The sequence below is a fragment of the Ancylobacter crimeensis genome (assembly GCF_023016805.1).
Lineage (GTDB): Bacteria > Pseudomonadota > Alphaproteobacteria > Rhizobiales > Xanthobacteraceae > Ancylobacter > Ancylobacter crimeensis.
Window position 1 is genome coordinate 202,162 of the sequence record NZ_JALKCH010000004.1, and the last position, 14,995, is coordinate 217,156.

General features: G+C 68.8%; 16 protein-coding genes. 6 read left to right on the forward strand and 10 right to left on the reverse strand.

The features are described from left to right. Positions 1-6: 6 nt before the first annotated feature. Both pgsA and uvrC read right to left on the reverse strand, forming a co-directional pair. Positions 7-594 carry a CDP-diacylglycerol--glycerol-3-phosphate 3-phosphatidyltransferase gene (gene pgsA / locus MWN34_RS07160; RefSeq protein WP_247028357.1) on the reverse strand — a complete coding sequence of 196 codons (588 nt, stop codon included), beginning with the start codon at positions 592-594 and terminating at the stop codon, positions 7-9. Positions 595-1,288: 694 nt separating this feature from the next. Then, a complete protein-coding gene (gene uvrC, locus MWN34_RS07165) occupies positions 1,289-3,751 on the reverse strand; it encodes an excinuclease ABC subunit UvrC (protein ID WP_247028029.1) in 2,463 nt (820 codons plus the stop codon). A 300-nt stretch (positions 3,752-4,051) separates the two neighbouring features. On the opposite strand from uvrC, the gene MWN34_RS07170 reads away from it, so the two are divergent. Then, positions 4,052-5,017, forward strand: coding sequence for a DMT family transporter (locus tag MWN34_RS07170; protein ID WP_247028031.1), 966 nt, complete (start codon positions 4,052-4,054; stop codon positions 5,015-5,017). 4 nt (positions 5,018-5,021) lie between these two features. On the opposite strand, the gene MWN34_RS07175 is transcribed toward MWN34_RS07170, so the two are convergent. Further along, positions 5,022-5,819, reverse strand: a complete 798-nt coding sequence (locus MWN34_RS07175) for an SDR family oxidoreductase (RefSeq protein WP_247028033.1) — start codon at positions 5,817-5,819, stop codon at positions 5,022-5,024. A 351-nt stretch (positions 5,820-6,170) separates the two neighbouring features. Between MWN34_RS07175 and MWN34_RS07180 the strand changes: the two genes are divergently transcribed. The 3 genes from MWN34_RS07180 to MWN34_RS07190 all read left to right on the forward strand — a co-directional run bounded on the left by MWN34_RS07180 (position 6,171) and on the right by MWN34_RS07190 (position 8,863). Next, positions 6,171-6,788, forward strand: coding sequence for an outer membrane protein (locus MWN34_RS07180; protein WP_247028036.1), 618 nt, complete (start codon positions 6,171-6,173; stop codon positions 6,786-6,788). 333 nt (positions 6,789-7,121) lie between these two features. Continuing rightward, positions 7,122-7,766 (forward strand): outer membrane protein, encoded by a 645-nt coding sequence (locus MWN34_RS07185; RefSeq protein WP_247028038.1) that lies wholly within the window; start codon positions 7,122-7,124, stop codon positions 7,764-7,766. Between the two features lie 335 nt (positions 7,767-8,101). Continuing rightward, complete coding sequence (locus MWN34_RS07190) at positions 8,102-8,863, forward strand: outer membrane protein (protein WP_247028040.1); 762 nt, start codon at positions 8,102-8,104, stop codon at positions 8,861-8,863. A 79-nt stretch (positions 8,864-8,942) separates the two neighbouring features. Here the strand turns inward: MWN34_RS07190 and MWN34_RS07195 are convergent, their stop codons facing one another. The 5 genes from MWN34_RS07195 to MWN34_RS07215 form a co-directional block, all read right to left on the reverse strand. After that, entirely contained in the window at positions 8,943-9,560 is a 618-nt protein-coding gene (locus MWN34_RS07195) for a glutathione S-transferase family protein (RefSeq protein ID WP_247028358.1), read from the reverse strand. Between the two features lie 97 nt (positions 9,561-9,657). Continuing rightward, positions 9,658-9,873 (reverse strand): cold-shock protein, encoded by a 216-nt coding sequence (locus tag MWN34_RS07200; RefSeq protein WP_247028042.1) that lies wholly within the window; start codon positions 9,871-9,873, stop codon positions 9,658-9,660. A gap of 187 nt (positions 9,874-10,060) precedes the next feature. Continuing rightward, a complete protein-coding gene (locus tag MWN34_RS07205; protein ID WP_247028044.1) occupies positions 10,061-10,921 on the reverse strand; it encodes a 23S rRNA (adenine(2030)-N(6))-methyltransferase RlmJ in 861 nt (286 codons plus the stop codon). Positions 10,922-10,930: 9 nt separating this feature from the next. Continuing rightward, positions 10,931-11,668, reverse strand: a complete 738-nt coding sequence (locus MWN34_RS07210) for a ribonuclease T2 family protein (protein WP_425532065.1) — start codon at positions 11,666-11,668, stop codon at positions 10,931-10,933. A gap of 23 nt (positions 11,669-11,691) precedes the next feature. Continuing rightward, a complete protein-coding gene (locus MWN34_RS07215) occupies positions 11,692-12,219 on the reverse strand; it encodes a hypothetical protein (RefSeq protein ID WP_247028048.1) in 528 nt (175 codons plus the stop codon). A 233-nt stretch (positions 12,220-12,452) separates the two neighbouring features. Here MWN34_RS07215 and MWN34_RS07220 point away from each other — a divergent pair, with 233 nt between their 5' ends. Beyond that, positions 12,453-12,689, forward strand: coding sequence for a hypothetical protein (locus MWN34_RS07220; RefSeq protein ID WP_247028050.1), 237 nt, complete (start codon positions 12,453-12,455; stop codon positions 12,687-12,689). Positions 12,690-12,795: 106 nt separating this feature from the next. On the opposite strand, the gene MWN34_RS07225 is transcribed toward MWN34_RS07220, so the two are convergent. Together MWN34_RS07225 and MWN34_RS19590 are read right to left on the reverse strand one after the other, a co-directional pair. Then, entirely contained in the window at positions 12,796-13,149 is a 354-nt protein-coding gene (locus tag MWN34_RS07225; RefSeq protein ID WP_247028359.1) for a cupin domain-containing protein, read from the reverse strand. A gap of 275 nt (positions 13,150-13,424) precedes the next feature. Next, entirely contained in the window at positions 13,425-13,997 is a 573-nt protein-coding gene (locus tag MWN34_RS19590; protein ID WP_281502911.1) for a peptidoglycan-binding domain-containing protein, read from the reverse strand. A 151-nt stretch (positions 13,998-14,148) separates the two neighbouring features. Here MWN34_RS19590 and MWN34_RS07240 point away from each other — a divergent pair, with 151 nt between their 5' ends. Continuing rightward, positions 14,149-14,946 (forward strand): phosphodiesterase, encoded by a 798-nt coding sequence (locus MWN34_RS07240; protein ID WP_247028052.1) that lies wholly within the window; start codon positions 14,149-14,151, stop codon positions 14,944-14,946. Positions 14,947-14,995 lie beyond the last annotated feature (49 nt).

Genomic DNA, 14,995 nt, shown 5'->3' on the forward strand with positions numbered 1-14,995 from the left:
CGCCGCTCACTCATCGATGAGGTGCCGGGCGCCCGCGCGGAAATAGTCCCATCCGGTGTAGAGCGTCAGCAGCGCGGCGACCCACAGCAGCACGATGCCGGTGAGGGTGGTGCCAGGCAGGATGAGATCCGCCGCCGGTCCCGCCAGCAGAACGCCCACCGCGATGAGCTGCGTCGCCGTCTTCCACTTCGCGAGGCGGGTGACCGGCACGCTCACCCGCAGCTCGGCGAGGAATTCGCGCAGGCCGGAGACAAGGATCTCGCGGCACAGGATCACGATGCCGGCCCAGAGCGACCAGCCTCGAATGGTGCCGTCGGACGCCATCATCAGCAGCGAGGTGGAGACCAGCAGCTTGTCGGCGATGGGGTCGAGCATCCGCCCAATGGCCGATTGCTGGTGCCAGGCGCGGGCGAGGTAGCCGTCGAAGAAATCGGTGATGGCGGCGGCGATGTAGACGCCGAGCGCGAGCCAGCGCAGCCAGATGCCGCCGTCGAGGATATCCGCCCAGAACAGGCACGCCGCCAGCAGGGGTACGGCGATGCAGCGCCCATAGGTGAGCAGATTGGGCAATGCGAGCGCGTGGCCCCGCTTCAGCGGTTCGGCCTCGGGCGTTGCAGTGCGGCTCGTGGTGGCGTCGACCATGGGTCCGTCCGGCTCCGATCTCAGGGACGTAGCCACCCGGCGTGCGCCCGTCAATGCAAAGTCGCGGCAGAAAGCGCCGCAGCCTCGGGAAAGGTGGGCAGGGTGGCAGGCGAGAGCGGCGGATGTGCGGCGAGGCGGCTGGGAGGGAGGACGGATGGGAGGCCGGTGATGGACGGGGTGTTGATGGGGCGTGGCGACGATTCGGCGGGGCAGGAGTGGTGAGGGGCGCGGCGGGCTGTCGAAGGGGGTGAGGCGGGATGCGGAAGAGGTAACGATCCGGGCGCTCCGCTGCCGTACCGCCCAAGGAGCGGGTTCCCCCATCTTCATCCGACTCAGCCCGTCATCCTCAGTCCATCCACCGTCATCCGGCCGGAGCGCAGCGCAGAGCCGGCATCGTCCAGGCTTCCGGGCGCATGGGCACCGCCGCTCGCTGCCGCAGATGAAGAAGGTCCACCCGGTCGTCCCCGATCCCGGCTCTCCGGCTTCGCCTGCGGCCGGGATGAGGGAGGACGGCGACCGTGGGATGACCGGGGAGCGCGGTTACCATGGGAAGACGGAGGAGTGGCGACCGTGGGTGATGAGGCGGTTCGGTCACGGGAGGCGAGGGGGGCGACGCGTCATCCCGGCCCTGCGGCGGGAATAACGTTCAGCCCCCCTTCGCGTGGAAATAATCATACACCGCGCGGGCCGTGGCCTCGTTGACGCCCGGCACGGCGGCGAGGTCGGTGAGGGAGGCGCGTTCGATCGCTTTCAGCGTGCCGAAATGGTGCAGCAGCGCCCGCTTGCGGGTCGGGCCGACGCCGGTGATCTCGCTGAGGCCGGCCTGGGTGATGTCCTTCTTGCGGCGGGCGCGGTGCGAACCGATGGCGAAGCGGTGCGCCTCGTCGCGCAGACGCTGGACGAAATAGAGCACCGGATCGCGCGGTTCCAGCCGGAAAGGCGTGCGGCCGGCCATGAAGAAGGTTTCGCGGCCGGCGTCGCGGTCCGGTCCCTTGGCGACGCCGACGAGGGGCACGTCGGTGATGCCGAGCGCCGCCAGCGTCTCCGCCGCCGCCTTGAGCTGGCCCTGCCCGCCGTCGATCAGCACGAGGTCCGGCCAGCCGGTGAGGTCGTCCGGGTCGCGGGAGGCGGGCGAGGAGGCCTGGGCGGGCAAGGAAGCCTGGGCGGGCGCGTCGGCGGCGTCCTCTGAGGCCGGCGCCTTGTCCCGCTCACTAACCGGAGTGTTGTGCCGCTCATCCCCGCCCTCTCCCCCACGGGGAGGGGGAGCCGCGCCGTACCGGGACCGCGCGCCATGGGCAGAAGAGGCCATGGAATCAGGAGCATGCTCGGAGCGGCCATCGACGGCATCGGCCGCCTCCGCCAGCCCGTCCGCCTCCGCTCCCGCCGTGCCGGCCACTCGCGCTTCGTCCTCCGCTTCACCGTGCCGCCGCGCCGCTACTGAACCGGGCGCGGCCCCCCTCTCCCCGTGGGGGAGATGGGTGGGGTGAGGGGCCTCGGCGATGGGGGCGACCGGGTCGGTGCTTGCCACCGCGCCGGACGCCGCAGCCTCTCCCGTCGCCACTGTCGCCGTGCCTGTGCCCGCCCGCGGCGCTTCCTTCAGCAGCCGGGCGAAGCGGCGGTTCAGCACTTCGCGCATCATGCCGTAATCGTCGCCGGGGGTGAGGTCGGTCGAACGGATGTTGAACTTGCGGTACTGGCTTTTGGCGAATCCTTCCGGCCCCGCCACGATCATGCCGCCCACCGCATTGGTGCCCATGATGTGGGAATTGTCGTAGACCTCGATGCGCCGCGGCGTGCCGGGCAGGGCGAAGGCGCGGGCGAGTTCGTCGAGCAGGCGGGCCTGGCTGGCGGTCTCGGCGAGCTTGCGGCCGAGCGCCTCGCGGGCGTTCTGGGCCGCATGCTCCACCAGCTCGCGTTTCTCGCCGCGTTGCGGCACCGCGATCTCGACCCGGTGGCCGGCCCGTTCGGACAGGGCGTCCGCCAGCAGTTCGGCATCCTCGACCGGATGGCTGAGCAGGATGAGGCGCGGGCAGGGCTTGTCCTCGTAGAACTGGGCGAGGAAGGCGCCGAGCACCTCGCCGGGCTCCAGCGAGCGGTCGGCGCGCGGATAATAGGGATGGTTGCCCCAGTTCTGCCCGGTGCGGAAGAAGAACACCTGCACGCAGGTGGCTCCGCCCTCCTGGTGGATGGCGAAGACGTCCGCCTCCTCCACCGAGCGCGGATTGATGCCCTGCGTGCCCTGCACAGCCGAAAGCGCGGCGAGGCGGTCGCGCAGGGCGGCGGCGCGCTCGAATTCGAGAGCGTCGGAGGCGGCCTGCATCTCCTTCGCCAGCTGCTCCTTCACCGAACGGCTCTTGCCGGACAGGAAGTCGCGCGCCTCGCGCACATATTCGGCATAGGTGGCGTGGTCGACCTCGCCGGTGCAGGGGCCGGCGCAGCGCTTGATCTGGAACAGCAGGCAGGGGCGGGTGCGGCCCTCATAGAAGCTGTCGGTGCAGGAGCGAACGAGGAAGGCCTTCTGCAACGCGTTGATGGTGCGGTTCACCGCCCAGACCGAGGCGAAGGGGCCGTAATAATCGCCCGGCCGCGAGCGGGCGCCGCGATGCTTGGTGATCTGCGGCGCGTCATGGTCGCGGGTGATGAGGATGTAGGGGAAGGACTTGTCGTCGCGCAGCAGCACGTTGAAGCGCGGGCGCAGCTGCTTGATGAGGTTCGCTTCCAGCAGCAGCGCCTCGCGCTCGGTGCCGGTGGAGACGAACTCCATCCGCGCGGTGGCCGACACCATGCGGGCGATGCGGTTGGTGAGGCCGGTCGGGCGCGTATAGGCGATGATGCGGCGCTTGATGCTCTTGGCCTTGCCGACATAGAGCACCGTGTCCTCGGCATCGAGCATGCGGTAGACGCCGGCGCCGGACGGGGCGTGCTTCACCGCCGCCGCGATCGCCGCCCGCCCGGTGGCGAGCGAGCCGGGGCTGACGGCGCCATCGGCATCGGTGTCGTCGAGCGCGAGCAGGGCCTCGTCGAGCAGGCCGTCCTGGAGATCGGCGGTCTCGTCGAGCTCGCTGTCCGGAAGATCGTCGGGTGGGGTGAGGGGATCGCGGACTGTCATGCGCGCCGAAAATAGGGATTCGCGGCGCCGAGCGACAGGGGGATCGCGGGGGATCGGGCGGCAGCTCCGGGCGCGGCTGCGGATTGTGGGGCGGGCGAGGGCGTGCTAAGCGCGGGGGCATGATCACTTCTTCGCACCTGCTTCGTCTTCGGCTTACCGGCGCGTCCTGCGTCCGGGCGGGCTGTTGATCGCGCGGTCGATCGGCTCTCCACCGGCACGCGGACGCCAGCGTCGCCGGATCGTTTCCCCAGCCTGTGCGATGCCCGTCCGCCTGCCTCTCTCCCTGAGGTGAGGTTCTCCATGTCCAGCGACAGCGCAGCAACGTCCGGCGATCGTGCAACGTCCGGCCCGGCCCCTTCCGCTCCGGCGCTTCCGCTGGCCGGCTACGGGCTTGCGCTGGCCGGGGCGACGCTGTTCGCGGCGAAGAGCGTCATCGTCAAGATCGCCTATGCCGCGGGCATCGACGCGGAGACCCTGCTGGCGCTGCGCATGGGCCTGTCGCTGCCCTTCTATCTGGTCATCGGGCTTCTCGCCGCCGGGCGTGTGGTGCGGCAGGGCGGACGGCTGCCGCGCGGCATGGCGCTGGCGAAGGCGGCTGGCGTCGGCATGCTCGGCTACTGGTTCTCGTCCTATGCCGATTTTCTCGGCCTCACCTATATCTCCGCCTCCTTCGCACGGCTGATCCTGTTCACCTATCCGCTGTTCGTGGTGCTGTTCGGGGCGGTGCTGTTCGGCCTTCCGGTCCGGCGGCGGGCGTTGGTCGCCTTCGCCGTCGCCTATGCCGGACTGGCGCTGATCTTCGCCGAGAACCTCAGCGTTTCCGGCACCGATACGGTGCGCGGCACGGTGCTGGTGCTCATGGCGGCGGTCAGCTTCGCGCTCTACCAGCTCTGCGCCCGGCCGCTGATTGCCGGCATGGGCGCGCCCATCTTCACCTGCATCGCCATGACGGCGGCCGCCATGGTGGCGCTCGGCCAGTTCCTCGCGCTGCGCCCGGTGAGCGCGCTGGCGGTAGACGGGCGGATGTGGGCCATCGGGCTGACGCTCGCGCTCGGCGCCACGGTGCTGCCGAGCTTCCTGATGAACGCGGCGCTGCAGCGTATCTCGGCGCAGGCGAACGCCACCATCGGCACCATAAGCCCGGTGGTGACCATGGTGCTGGCGGTGCTGCTGCTGGGCGAGAGCGTGACGGGGGTGGAACTCGCCGGCGCGCTGGTCGTGGTGGCGAGCATCGGCTGGTATACGCTGGCGGACAGCCGGCGCTGAGGGGCTACTCCTCGCCCGTCGCGTCCGGGGTCTGCCAGGCGAGATGCTGGCCGCCATCCACCGCCAGCGTCTGCCCGGTGACGCTGTGCGCGGCTGCGAGGAAGAGCACGGCCTGCGCGATCTCCTCCGGGCTCGGCCCGCGGCCCAGCATCACCGAGGCGCTCTGTCGCGCGAAGGCCCCGGCGTCCTGCCGGGTGTTGCGCAGCGTGGGGCCGGGCGCCACCGCGTTGACGCGGATGCGCCGCGGCGCCAGCGCCTGCGCCATCATCGCGGTGGCGGCGTGCAGAGCGCATTTCGTCAGGCTGTAGGAGAGGTGCCGCGGCACCGGCTTCAACACGCGCTGGTCGAGGATGTTCACCACCGCGCCGGCCATGCCCTCCGGCAGATGGGTGGCGAGGGATTCGGCGAGGAAGACCGGGGCGCGCAGATTGACCGCGAAGTGGCGATCCCACTGCGCAAGGTCGAGCGTGCCGATGGCGTCGTCACGGAATTCCGAGGCGTTGTTGACGAGAAGCGCCACCGGGCCGAGCGCCGCCATCGCATCGGGAACGAGGCGGGCGACGACCGCCGGGTCGTCGAGATCGCCGTAAAGGCAGGCGGTCCGCCCGCCCAGCGCCGCGACATCCCGCTCCAGCGCGGCGCATTCCGGCAGTTCGTGGCGGGCGTGGATGGCGAGATCGTAGCCCGCTGTCACCAGCGCGAGCCCGATCGCCCGGCCGATGCGCACGGCCCCCCCGGTGACCAGCGCGACCGGGCGGGCGGGGGCGAGGGACGCGGAACGCTCTGGCGGGACGGGCGGCATGACGGGGTCCACTAACGAAAGGCGGATGGCGGCAGGCAGATTGTGTCAGGCGGGCGGAAGGCGGGCACGCGACCGGCGAAGCGGTGCCCGGTTGGGTAGCACCTTCCCTGCTGCGATGCACGGCGGGCGGGGTTTGGCGGGGCGGCCGCATGCACCGCGAAGGGGCGGAAAGTCTCGGCGGCACAAGGGCCCTACCGCGGTTGCGAGCGCGGCAGGCCACGGTGGGGAAAGGAATCCTTAAGCATAATCGGGAGTTTCGCAGTGTAGTTAAGCGTCGGTTCGAATGTTTGGCTCATTTCTCCTTCATCCAGCCCGCAACGGGGCGATGGAACCCCCTTTGAGGAGATCGTGATGAACACGCGTTATCTGACCGGCTTCGTTGTTGCAGCGGCGATGGCTGCAGCCGCGCCCGCCTTTGCCGCCGACCTTTCCTATCCCGCGCCGGCCTATGCGCAGCCGGCCTATGCGGCTCCGTTCACCTGGTCCGGCTTCTATGTCGGCGCCAATGGCGGCTATGGCTGGGGCAATGTGGACCATGGCGGCAAGCCGGACGGCGGCATCGTGGGCGGCCAGCTTGGATTCAACTGGCAGGGCGCCAGCCCGATCGTGCTCGGCTTCGAAACCGACCTGCAATATTCGGCCATGGAGTCCGGTCCCTACAGCCTCGACTATTTCGGCACCGCCCGCCTGCGCGCCGGCTATGCCATCAACCAGCTCCTGATCTACGGCACCGGCGGCCTTGCCTATGGCGGCGGCGAGTACAAGCTCGGCGGCCTGTCCTCCGACAAGAGCCACATCGGCTGGGCGCTGGGCGCCGGTGCGGAATACGCCATCAACCAGAACTGGAGCGTCAAGGGCGAGTATCTGCGCATCGACCTGTCGTCGGAGACCTATTCCAGCGTCGAGGGTCCGCAGGATATCGGCGTGACCGGCAACCTCCTGCGCGCGGGCGTTAACTACCGGTTCTGATGACCGGTCGCGGTCTCCGGCTCTGATCGTGCCAAGGGGCGGGCAATGATCGGCGGGCTTCCTTCTTGTGACTTCGTTGCAACAGGCGACGCAAAAGCACGGCGGAAGATGGCAAAATTGTTGCGGCGCCCCTTGCCAAGCAGTCGGGCGCCGCAAAGCCCAAGCTGAAGCACAGCAAGGCTTTGCGCAGCGTTTTCACCGGTTCGTGAGTGCGTTGTTACCGCCAGAGACGCGGATTTCGCCGTAATCTGGCCCTAGACACGCCCCCGACCCCTTCTATCTCACCTCTCGACTGCGTGTGTCAGTTCTTGCAGTTTGTCGGAGACGATCACGATGAAGAACTTCCTCTACTCTGGTGTTGCGGCGGTTGCCCTTCTGTCGGCTGTGCCGGCCATGGCTGCTGACCTCTCGCAGCCCTATCCCGTCAAGGCCCCCGTGGTCGCGCCGCTCCCGGTGTTCAGCTGGACCGGCTTCTACCTGGGCGCCAATGCCGGCTATGCCTGGGGCAGCGGCAATAAGGGCCTGAACGAGCTGGACGTCGATCCGTCGGGCTGGCTTGCCGGTGGCCAGGTGGGCTTCAACTACCAGTTCGGCAACAATGTCGTGCTGGGCGCCGAAGCCGATCTGCAGGGCTCGGACATCAACGATTCGAACGGCTTCTACGGCGTCAGCTCGAAGCTGGATTATTTCGGCACCGTCCGCGCCCGCCTCGGCTATGCGTTTGACAACGTGATGCCCTATGTGACCGGCGGTTTCGCCTACGGCCACAACAAGATCGACTATCTCGGCTGGGACGAGAGCAAGACCCACACCGGCTGGACCGCCGGTGCCGGCGTGGAATACGCCTTCAACAACAACTGGACGGCCAAGATCGAATATCTCTACGTCGATCTGGGCGACGAGTACTACAGCAACATCGACGCCAAGGCCGGTATCAACTCGAACATCGTTCGCGCTGGTATCAACTACAAGTTCTGATCGCGGCAGCGGCGGTCGATCGCCGCTGCATTTTCGAACGTGACGAGGGCTCCGCCGCTTGCGGCAGGAGCCCTTTTCATGTCTGCAGGGTCGGTCGTCTTCGAGCGCCGGGGCCGTTGCGGGTCCGTTTCTTGACGATTCCGGACGTCGAAAGCTTTCGTTAACTGATATGAAGTGACGAAATGCCGTGGTGTCGGCATTTTATCTCCATTCATCCTGAAAAGCGGACATCTTCGTGCCTAACTGCTAGGCAATATATGCCTGTTGTATTTCTGCAATAGAAGAATTCTGTCCCATCGGTTATGCCTCTGCTGCTGCAACCTGTGGGCATCATCATGCATCGCGCGCTTCCCGGCACCGCCGCCGCTCTCGCCATCGCTCTCCTGACCGCGCCGGCCTCCGCCGCCGATCTCGCCTATCCCGCCCCGCAGCCTGTCCTTCCCCCGCCCGCCCCGGCCTATAGCTGGACCGGGCTCTATGTCGGTGGCTATGTCGGCTACGGCCAGGCGAAGGTGAAGAATGTCGACACACCGCTTGCCTCGGGCTACCTCACCTATGGCGAGATGTGGGACAGCGGCGGCATGAAGGGCACGGCCTGGTTCGGCGGCGTGCAGGCCGGCTACAACTACCAGTTCGCGAACAATGTGGTGCTGGGCGGCGAGGCGGACCTCGTGATCGGCTCGTTCCGCAAGACCTACGGCTTCGGCTACACCGCCTATGCGCCCGGCATCGCCAATGCCTATGCCGGCGAGATCCGCGCCAAGGTCGACGCCTTCGGCACGATCCGCGCCCGCCTCGGCTATGCGTTCGACCGGCTGATGCCCTATGTCACCGGCGGTGCCGCCTGGGCGAACGCCAAGGTCTCGGCGAGCGGCAGCATCAACGGCATCCCGGTCTATTCGGATTCGGTGAGCGACACCTATTGGGGCTGGTCGGCCGGCGCCGGCGTCGAATATGCGCTGAGCAGCAACTGGTCGGTGCGAGCCGAATACATCTATGCCGATTTCGGCAGCCCCGACCTCGGGAGAGCCTACCGCTCGCAGGACCACGATTTCAGCATCCAGGCGGCCCGGCTCGGCGTGAACTACAAGTTCTGAACGGCGGCGGCCGGAACATGAAAAAGGCCCGGTGCAGACCGGGCCTTTCGTTGTCGGCACCTTCGGGCCCGGCGCTTGCTCAGGGGGCGCGGGTTGCCTCGAAAGCGGGCACGCGCGCGGCAAAGGCGTCCAGCCACGCGACGAGGGCCGGGTGGTCGGCCCGCCAGGCGCCGGCAAAGCGCAGGTCGAGATAGCCGAGCGCGCAGGCCACGGAGATCTCCCCGGCATCCGCCGCGCCGCTGACCCCGCCGCCGATCCCGCCATTTCCGGGAGGAGCGGCCTCCAGCACCTTCAGTGCCCGCGCGACCTTGCCGGCCTGGTTGTCCAGCCAGCTCTCGCTGCGCGCGCCTTCCGGGCGGAAGCGGGCTTCATAGACCTGCAGCAGGGCCGCATCCATGAGGCCGTCGGCCAGCGCCTGCAGGGTCAGCACCTCGATGCGGCGCTCGCCGGAGGCCGGCAGCACGCAGCCGCCGCCCGCGAGCATGTCGAGATATTCGACGATGACCGGGGAGTCATAGACCGCCGGGCCCGTGTCGCGCAGCAGCACGGGAATCTTTCCGAGCGGGTTCTGCTGGCGCAGCACCTCGGAGGGGTCGGTGGTGTCGGCCGGGACGACGTCGAGATGCACGCCGCAGAGCACGGCGGCGATCTTGACCTTGCGGCCGAACGGGGAGGGCGGAGCGGAACGCAGCTGCAGGGACACGGCTTCACACCATTTGAGCGAGTGTTCGGTGTGGCAGGCGCGCCGCCGCCGGCAGCGGCGCAGCGCACCGCTGCCACGATCAGCGAGGCTATCAGTCGGCGAGCTGGAGGTCGACCGCCTTGGGCCCCTTGCCCCGCTTGTCCGGCTCGATCTCGAAGCTCACCCGCTGACCTTCGGCGAGCGAACCCAGCCCCGACCGTGTAACCGCGGAGACGTGGACGAACACGTCGCGCCCGCCATCATCCGGCCGGATGAAACCATATCCCTTGTCGGTGTTGAAGAATTTGACGGTGCCCGTCGTCGCCATCTGTATCCCTGCTCCGTGAACCCCGGGCAGGGCCGCCCGCCTCTCCAGCGGACCGCCTCGCCCCTGCTGCCGGATTCCAAGCAAATCCGGTGCCGTCCGCGCCCGCGCACGGCACTCCGCGCGGCCAGCGCCGCGCAGCGTGCCACCGCCGGTCGTCAGGGGTGCGACAGAGGGCAGGGTACGGGGTTCATCGCTCGGGCATCAGCCAGCCTATGCGCACCCGACCGCGTCCGTCATGGGCGAGGCGGGGGGCGAGCGCGGTCATCACCGTGCGCATCTCCTCGGCGAGCGTGAAGGGCGGGTTGACCACGACCAAGCCGGCGCCCGACAGCCGGTCGGCCTGCCGCACCTCGGCCAGGTCGAACTCGATGCGCAACGTCTTGGGGATGCCGGCGCGGGTCACCTCGCGGCGGAAGGCATCGACCGCCCGCACGTCCTTGATGGGATACCACGCCATCAGCACGCCGCCTTCCCAGCGCCTGTGGGCGCCGACGAGGCCTTCGGCGAGGCGGTGGAACTCCCCGCCTTCCTCGAAGGGCGGGTCGATCAGAACCAGCCCGCGCCGCTCCTTCGGCGGCAGATAGGCGGAGAGCGCCTGCCAGCCATCGGTCGGCAGAACCTTGACGCGGCCATCGGCACGCATCACCTCGGCCAGCGCGGCGCGCACCCCCGGCTCGCTCTCGCAGAACAGCATGCGGTCCTGCGGGCGGCTGAGATGCCGGGCAATGAAGGGCGAGCCGGGATAGTGCGCGAGCCCGGTGTCGAACCCCTGCGGATTGGCGGCGTTTATGGCAGCGCGCCAGGGCGCGATCAGGGCCTCGACCGGAGCGGGCAGCGGCGTGGCCAGCGCCGCGGCGACGCCGGCTTCCCACTCGCCGGTGCGGCTCGCCTCCTCGCCGCCGAGATCATAGAGCCCGGCGCCGGCATGGGTGTCCAGCACGCGGAAGGCGGCGTCCTTGCGGGCGAGATAGACGAGCACCCGGGCGAGCACGATGTGCTTGACGACATCGGCGAAATTGCCGGCGTGGAAAGCGTGACGGTAATTCATGAAGGCTCTTCAGTTGCCGCGCACCGGCGGCATGACGAGGCGGCCGACGCGGCAGGCGCGCCCGTCGACCTCCGGGCAGGAGGTGAAGCCGAGCGAGCGGTCGAGGCAGATGCGCACCTCGCCCAGCCGCCGCAGGCCCGAGCCGCCACCCCCACCGCAATCCACCGCGATCATATCGGCACCCATGCCGGGATTTGCGGCACGAAAGGCGGCCTCGACATCGCCGGGCGTCACGCTGAGGGGCGTATCGAGCCGGCGGAACCGCTCGGGAATCGTCACCTTCGCGGCGGCCCGGCGCACGGTGTCGAAATAATCATCCGGGGACAGGCCGGAGCAGGTGCCGTGGGTGCGCCATTCGTGCAGCACGAGGCCGCGGCTCGGCATCAGGTCGAGCATGCCGCGCAGGGTCTGCTCCGGTACGCGCGGCGCCGGGTTCTGGCAGTTCTGCGGCCAGCCGCGGTCATATTGAGGCCAGAGCCCGTGCACGACGAAAGCAAAGGGCTGCGCATCGACCCCGCACTGGCTTGGCGAGGCGCGATTTCCGGCATCGGCGCAGTAGCTCGGCGACCAGGAGAGGGCGAGTACGTAATGGTCGAATCCGCCGGGCGTGCCGGATTGCTGGGCGGCGACCGGCGCCGGAACGCCGGCGGCGACGCCGACGGCAAGCAGCAGCCCCAACCCCGCGGCGCGCAGGCGCGCATGGCCGGCAGCAGCGACGCGTCGAAAAGCTGAGGTCACGGCAAACATCCGAAGATTCTGGCGGCAGGCGGTCAGGGCAGGGCGGTCCGGCAATCCGGGGGATGGCCGAGGCCACGATCATAGCCCATCACGCACCAGTCGACGCCCCAAGTCAGCGCCTGCCAGCCACCATCCTCGATGAGCGAGTAATAGACCGTGCTGACCTTGCCGTCGGAGACGAAGACCCGCGCCTCGCAATAACGCCGCGGCTGGTTCTCCGGCCCCCACGGGCGGAAGGCGAGTTCGCGGATGCGATCGAACCCGTCGAGCCGGATCGAGGACCCCCAGAACCGGCTTTCGGTTTCGGCAAAGCGGGATTGTATGGTGCCGAGCGCCGCCGGCGTGTCGCAGGCCGGGATCTGTCCGCTCCAGCTGTCGCGCGGCAGCCAGATGTTCTTCTCCAGGAAGCCGGTGGCATGCGCGTTTCCGGCAAGGCCGCCGGCCAGCAGCGTTGCCGCAAGCCCGCGCGCGACCACGGCGCGCAGCCTTCCGCGACGCTCGATCCGGCTTCGGCCACGCCGTCCGGCGCTCTTTTCGCTTACGACTCGCTCGACACGCATCGGCTTCCTCCAGCACCCCGCACCTGACCATGCTGTGAGCGCCGCGCAGGGTCAATGCCGGCGCGCGCGACACGCTGCGGATTTCCTTGCGGCACCGCCTTTGGGTGAATTCGGCCGCGCCAGAAAGGATGAGCACGGCGAGGCCGATTTCCTGCCATCACTCGCTCGCGGCGCCACTATGGTGGTGTGTGGATGGGTTGCGCTTGTGCAGCCCCAACGGAGGCATACCGTCCATGCGTCACGTTCTTTCGCGTTCCGTTGCCGTCGCGTTCACCCTTGCCAGCCTTGCCGGAGCTGCGCATGCGGGCGGTCCCGCCAGCCAGGTTGCGAACAAGATGCGCTCGCCGCAGGGCGAGGCGGCCTTCCACAAATGCATGAGCGACGTGCGGAAGGCCCATGGTGGCATGCGGATGCCGCCGGCGGCGACGCACAAGGCGCAGATCGAGTGCGATCAGCAGGCCGGAAAGTGACCGCCGGGCATCCTGGCGCGATCAGGCGCGGCGTGCTTCGCCGCCCTTCCCCCTCATGTCGCACCTTGGGAGGACGCGGCAGTGAAGCGTGCGCGCAGGCGGCCGTTCAGGACAGGCGGATCACGTAGAGCTTGCGCGTGGTCTCCACCACCTCCCAGACTCCCCGGAAGCCGGGGCGGATGACGAAGCTGTCGCCGGCTTCGAGCCGTACCGGCAGCTTGCCCTCCTCATGCAGCACCGAGACGCCGCTGAGGAAGGAGCAGAACTCCCACTCCTCATACTCCACCCGCCACATGCCGGGGCTCGATTCCCACACGCCGGAGAACACCTTCTCGTCCGGGGTGGTCTCAAGGTTCCAGGTGAGGTGCCGCGGGTTGCCCGCGATCACGCGGTCGGCGTCCGGGGCGCTTTCTTCCGGCACGCCGAGCTTGCCGAGGTCGTAGGTGAGGAGAAGGGTCATCATGCATCCATGGCGGGAGAAGGCCGGGCGGAGATGCCCGGCATCGGCTCGCGCCTATGGATCCCCTGATTCCGTGGAAGGCGGAAGGGCAGCCGGGCATTTTCGCGGGTCTTTCTCCCAACGTCATCCCGGCCGCAGCCAGACGACGGGCGGGTTCGTCCGCGGCTCGGCGAGGCTTCTTTGCGGCTGCGCGGAAGGAAGCCCGCCCGGCGGGGGCGCGATCCCGGATCGGGCCGCCGGCCCGTCCGGGATGACGTTGCAGAGCTGCCGGCCTGCTAGCTGAAGAAACCCTTGATCGTCGCCCAGATGCTCTTGGGCGGAGCCTCCGCTGCGGCGGATGCATCGGCCTGCACGCTGGCGGAGGGCTGTCCGGCGGGTGTGGTTCCGGCCGGTGCCGAAGCCGGTGCTGCCGAGGCGGCCGCATCCTGCGGGCTGACCTGCGAGCGGGAGATGACGTCCGGGGTGATCTCCTTGAACACGCCGAGCTTGGCGAGCGTGGCGGGGCCGGCATAGCCGTCCGCATCGAGGCCGTTCTTGGCCTGATAGTCTTTCACCGCCTTCTGGGTGGCCGGGCCGAACTTGCCGTCCGCCGGCAGGCCGAGCGCGGTCTGCAGCTTCTTCACGCCTTCGCCGGAGGAGCCCACCTTGAGGAGAACCAGCTCATAAAGGCCCAGCGCGGTGAAGGTGTCCGGCCCGGCGATGCCGTCGACGGCGAGGCCGTGCTCCTTCTGGTAGGCCTTCAGGGCTTCCTCGGTCTTCGGGCCGAACTGGCCGTCCGCCGGCACGCCCAGCTTTTCCTGCAGGATGCGAACGGGGGCGCCTGCGAGTCCCTTCTTCAAGATCGACATGGTTCTCAATCCCTCCACAGTCATGCGCCGCGTCTGTCGCGCGCTGGAGATGACATAGGGCTCCCGTTGCGGGAGGCAAAAGGGTAGAGACAAAAGAGCTGCATCCATCGCCGCGCGGTATCGGACGGCGCGAATCCTGCCTGGAGGCGCCATGCTCATCGCCCAGCTTTCCGATCCTCATCTGCGCCCTGCCGGCCGGCTCTATCAGAGACTGGTCGATTCCAATGCCCTGTTCGCGCAGGCGGTGGCGCAACTGCGGACGTTGGTGCCGGCGCCCGATCTGGTGCTGCTGACCGGCGACGTGGTGGAAGAAGGTACCGCGGAGGACTATGCCTTCGCCCGCACCCTCCTCGCGCAGCTCCCGGCGCCGCTGCTGGTGCTTCCCGGCAATCACGACGCGCGCGCCGCCTTCCGCGCGGCCTTCGCCGATCATGCCCACCTGCCGGCGCAGGGGTCGCTGCATTTCGCGGTGGATCATGGGCCTCTTCGTATCGTCGGCCTCGACGTGACGGTGCCGGGCGAACATCACGGCGTGGTCGACGAGGCGGCGGCCGGCTGGCTGGAGGCGACGCTCGCCGCCGCGCCGGAGCGCCCGACGCTCCTGATGATGCACCAGCCGCCGATCCGCAGCGGCATATCCTGCATCGATGCCTATCGCTGCTTCGGCGAGGTCCGACTCGCGGCGGTCATTGCACGGCATCCGCAGGTGGAGCGCGTGCTGTGCGGGCATGTGCACCGCGCGATGCAGGCCCGCTTCGGCGGCACCCTGCTGATGACGGCGCCGAGCACCTGCACCGCCATCGGCCTGAGGCTGGATACGGGAGAGGAGGAGGGCGTTTCCTTCCTTGAGCCGCCCGCCTTCCTGCTGCACCGGTGGAGTGCGGAGGAGGGGCTGGTGACACATCACGTGCCGATCGGCCGTTTTCCGGGACCGCTGCCGTTCTTCTGAGCAGATCGGTCGTTCGCGCGCCCCTTTTCCTATGCCCTTCGCCGGCCCA

Coding starts and splice junctions, on each gene's coding strand:
- uvrC (WP_247028029.1), bottom strand. CDS start 3,751: ATGACAGTCCGCGATCCCCTCACCCCACCCGACGATCTTCCGGACAGC.
- MWN34_RS07170 (WP_247028031.1), top strand. CDS start 4,052: ATGTCCAGCGACAGCGCAGCAACGTCCGGCGATCGTGCAACGTCCGGC.
- MWN34_RS07175 (WP_247028033.1), bottom strand. CDS start 5,819: ATGCCGCCCGTCCCGCCAGAGCGTTCCGCGTCCCTCGCCCCCGCCCGC.
- MWN34_RS07180 (WP_247028036.1), top strand. CDS start 6,171: ATGAACACGCGTTATCTGACCGGCTTCGTTGTTGCAGCGGCGATGGCT.
- MWN34_RS07185 (WP_247028038.1), top strand. CDS start 7,122: ATGAAGAACTTCCTCTACTCTGGTGTTGCGGCGGTTGCCCTTCTGTCG.
- MWN34_RS07190 (WP_247028040.1), top strand. CDS start 8,102: ATGCATCGCGCGCTTCCCGGCACCGCCGCCGCTCTCGCCATCGCTCTC.
- MWN34_RS07200 (WP_247028042.1), bottom strand. CDS start 9,873: ATGGCGACGACGGGCACCGTCAAATTCTTCAACACCGACAAGGGATAT.
- MWN34_RS07205 (WP_247028044.1), bottom strand. CDS start 10,921: ATGAATTACCGTCACGCTTTCCACGCCGGCAATTTCGCCGATGTCGTC.
- MWN34_RS07210 (WP_425532065.1), bottom strand. CDS start 11,668: ATGTTTGCCGTGACCTCAGCTTTTCGACGCGTCGCTGCTGCCGGCCAT.
- MWN34_RS07215 (WP_247028048.1), bottom strand. CDS start 12,219: ATGCGTGTCGAGCGAGTCGTAAGCGAAAAGAGCGCCGGACGGCGTGGC.
- MWN34_RS07220 (WP_247028050.1), top strand. CDS start 12,453: ATGCGTCACGTTCTTTCGCGTTCCGTTGCCGTCGCGTTCACCCTTGCC.
- MWN34_RS07225 (WP_247028359.1), bottom strand. CDS start 13,149: ATGACCCTTCTCCTCACCTACGACCTCGGCAAGCTCGGCGTGCCGGAA.
- MWN34_RS19590 (WP_281502911.1), bottom strand. CDS start 13,997: ATGTCGATCTTGAAGAAGGGACTCGCAGGCGCCCCCGTTCGCATCCTG.
- MWN34_RS07240 (WP_247028052.1), top strand. CDS start 14,149: ATGCTCATCGCCCAGCTTTCCGATCCTCATCTGCGCCCTGCCGGCCGG.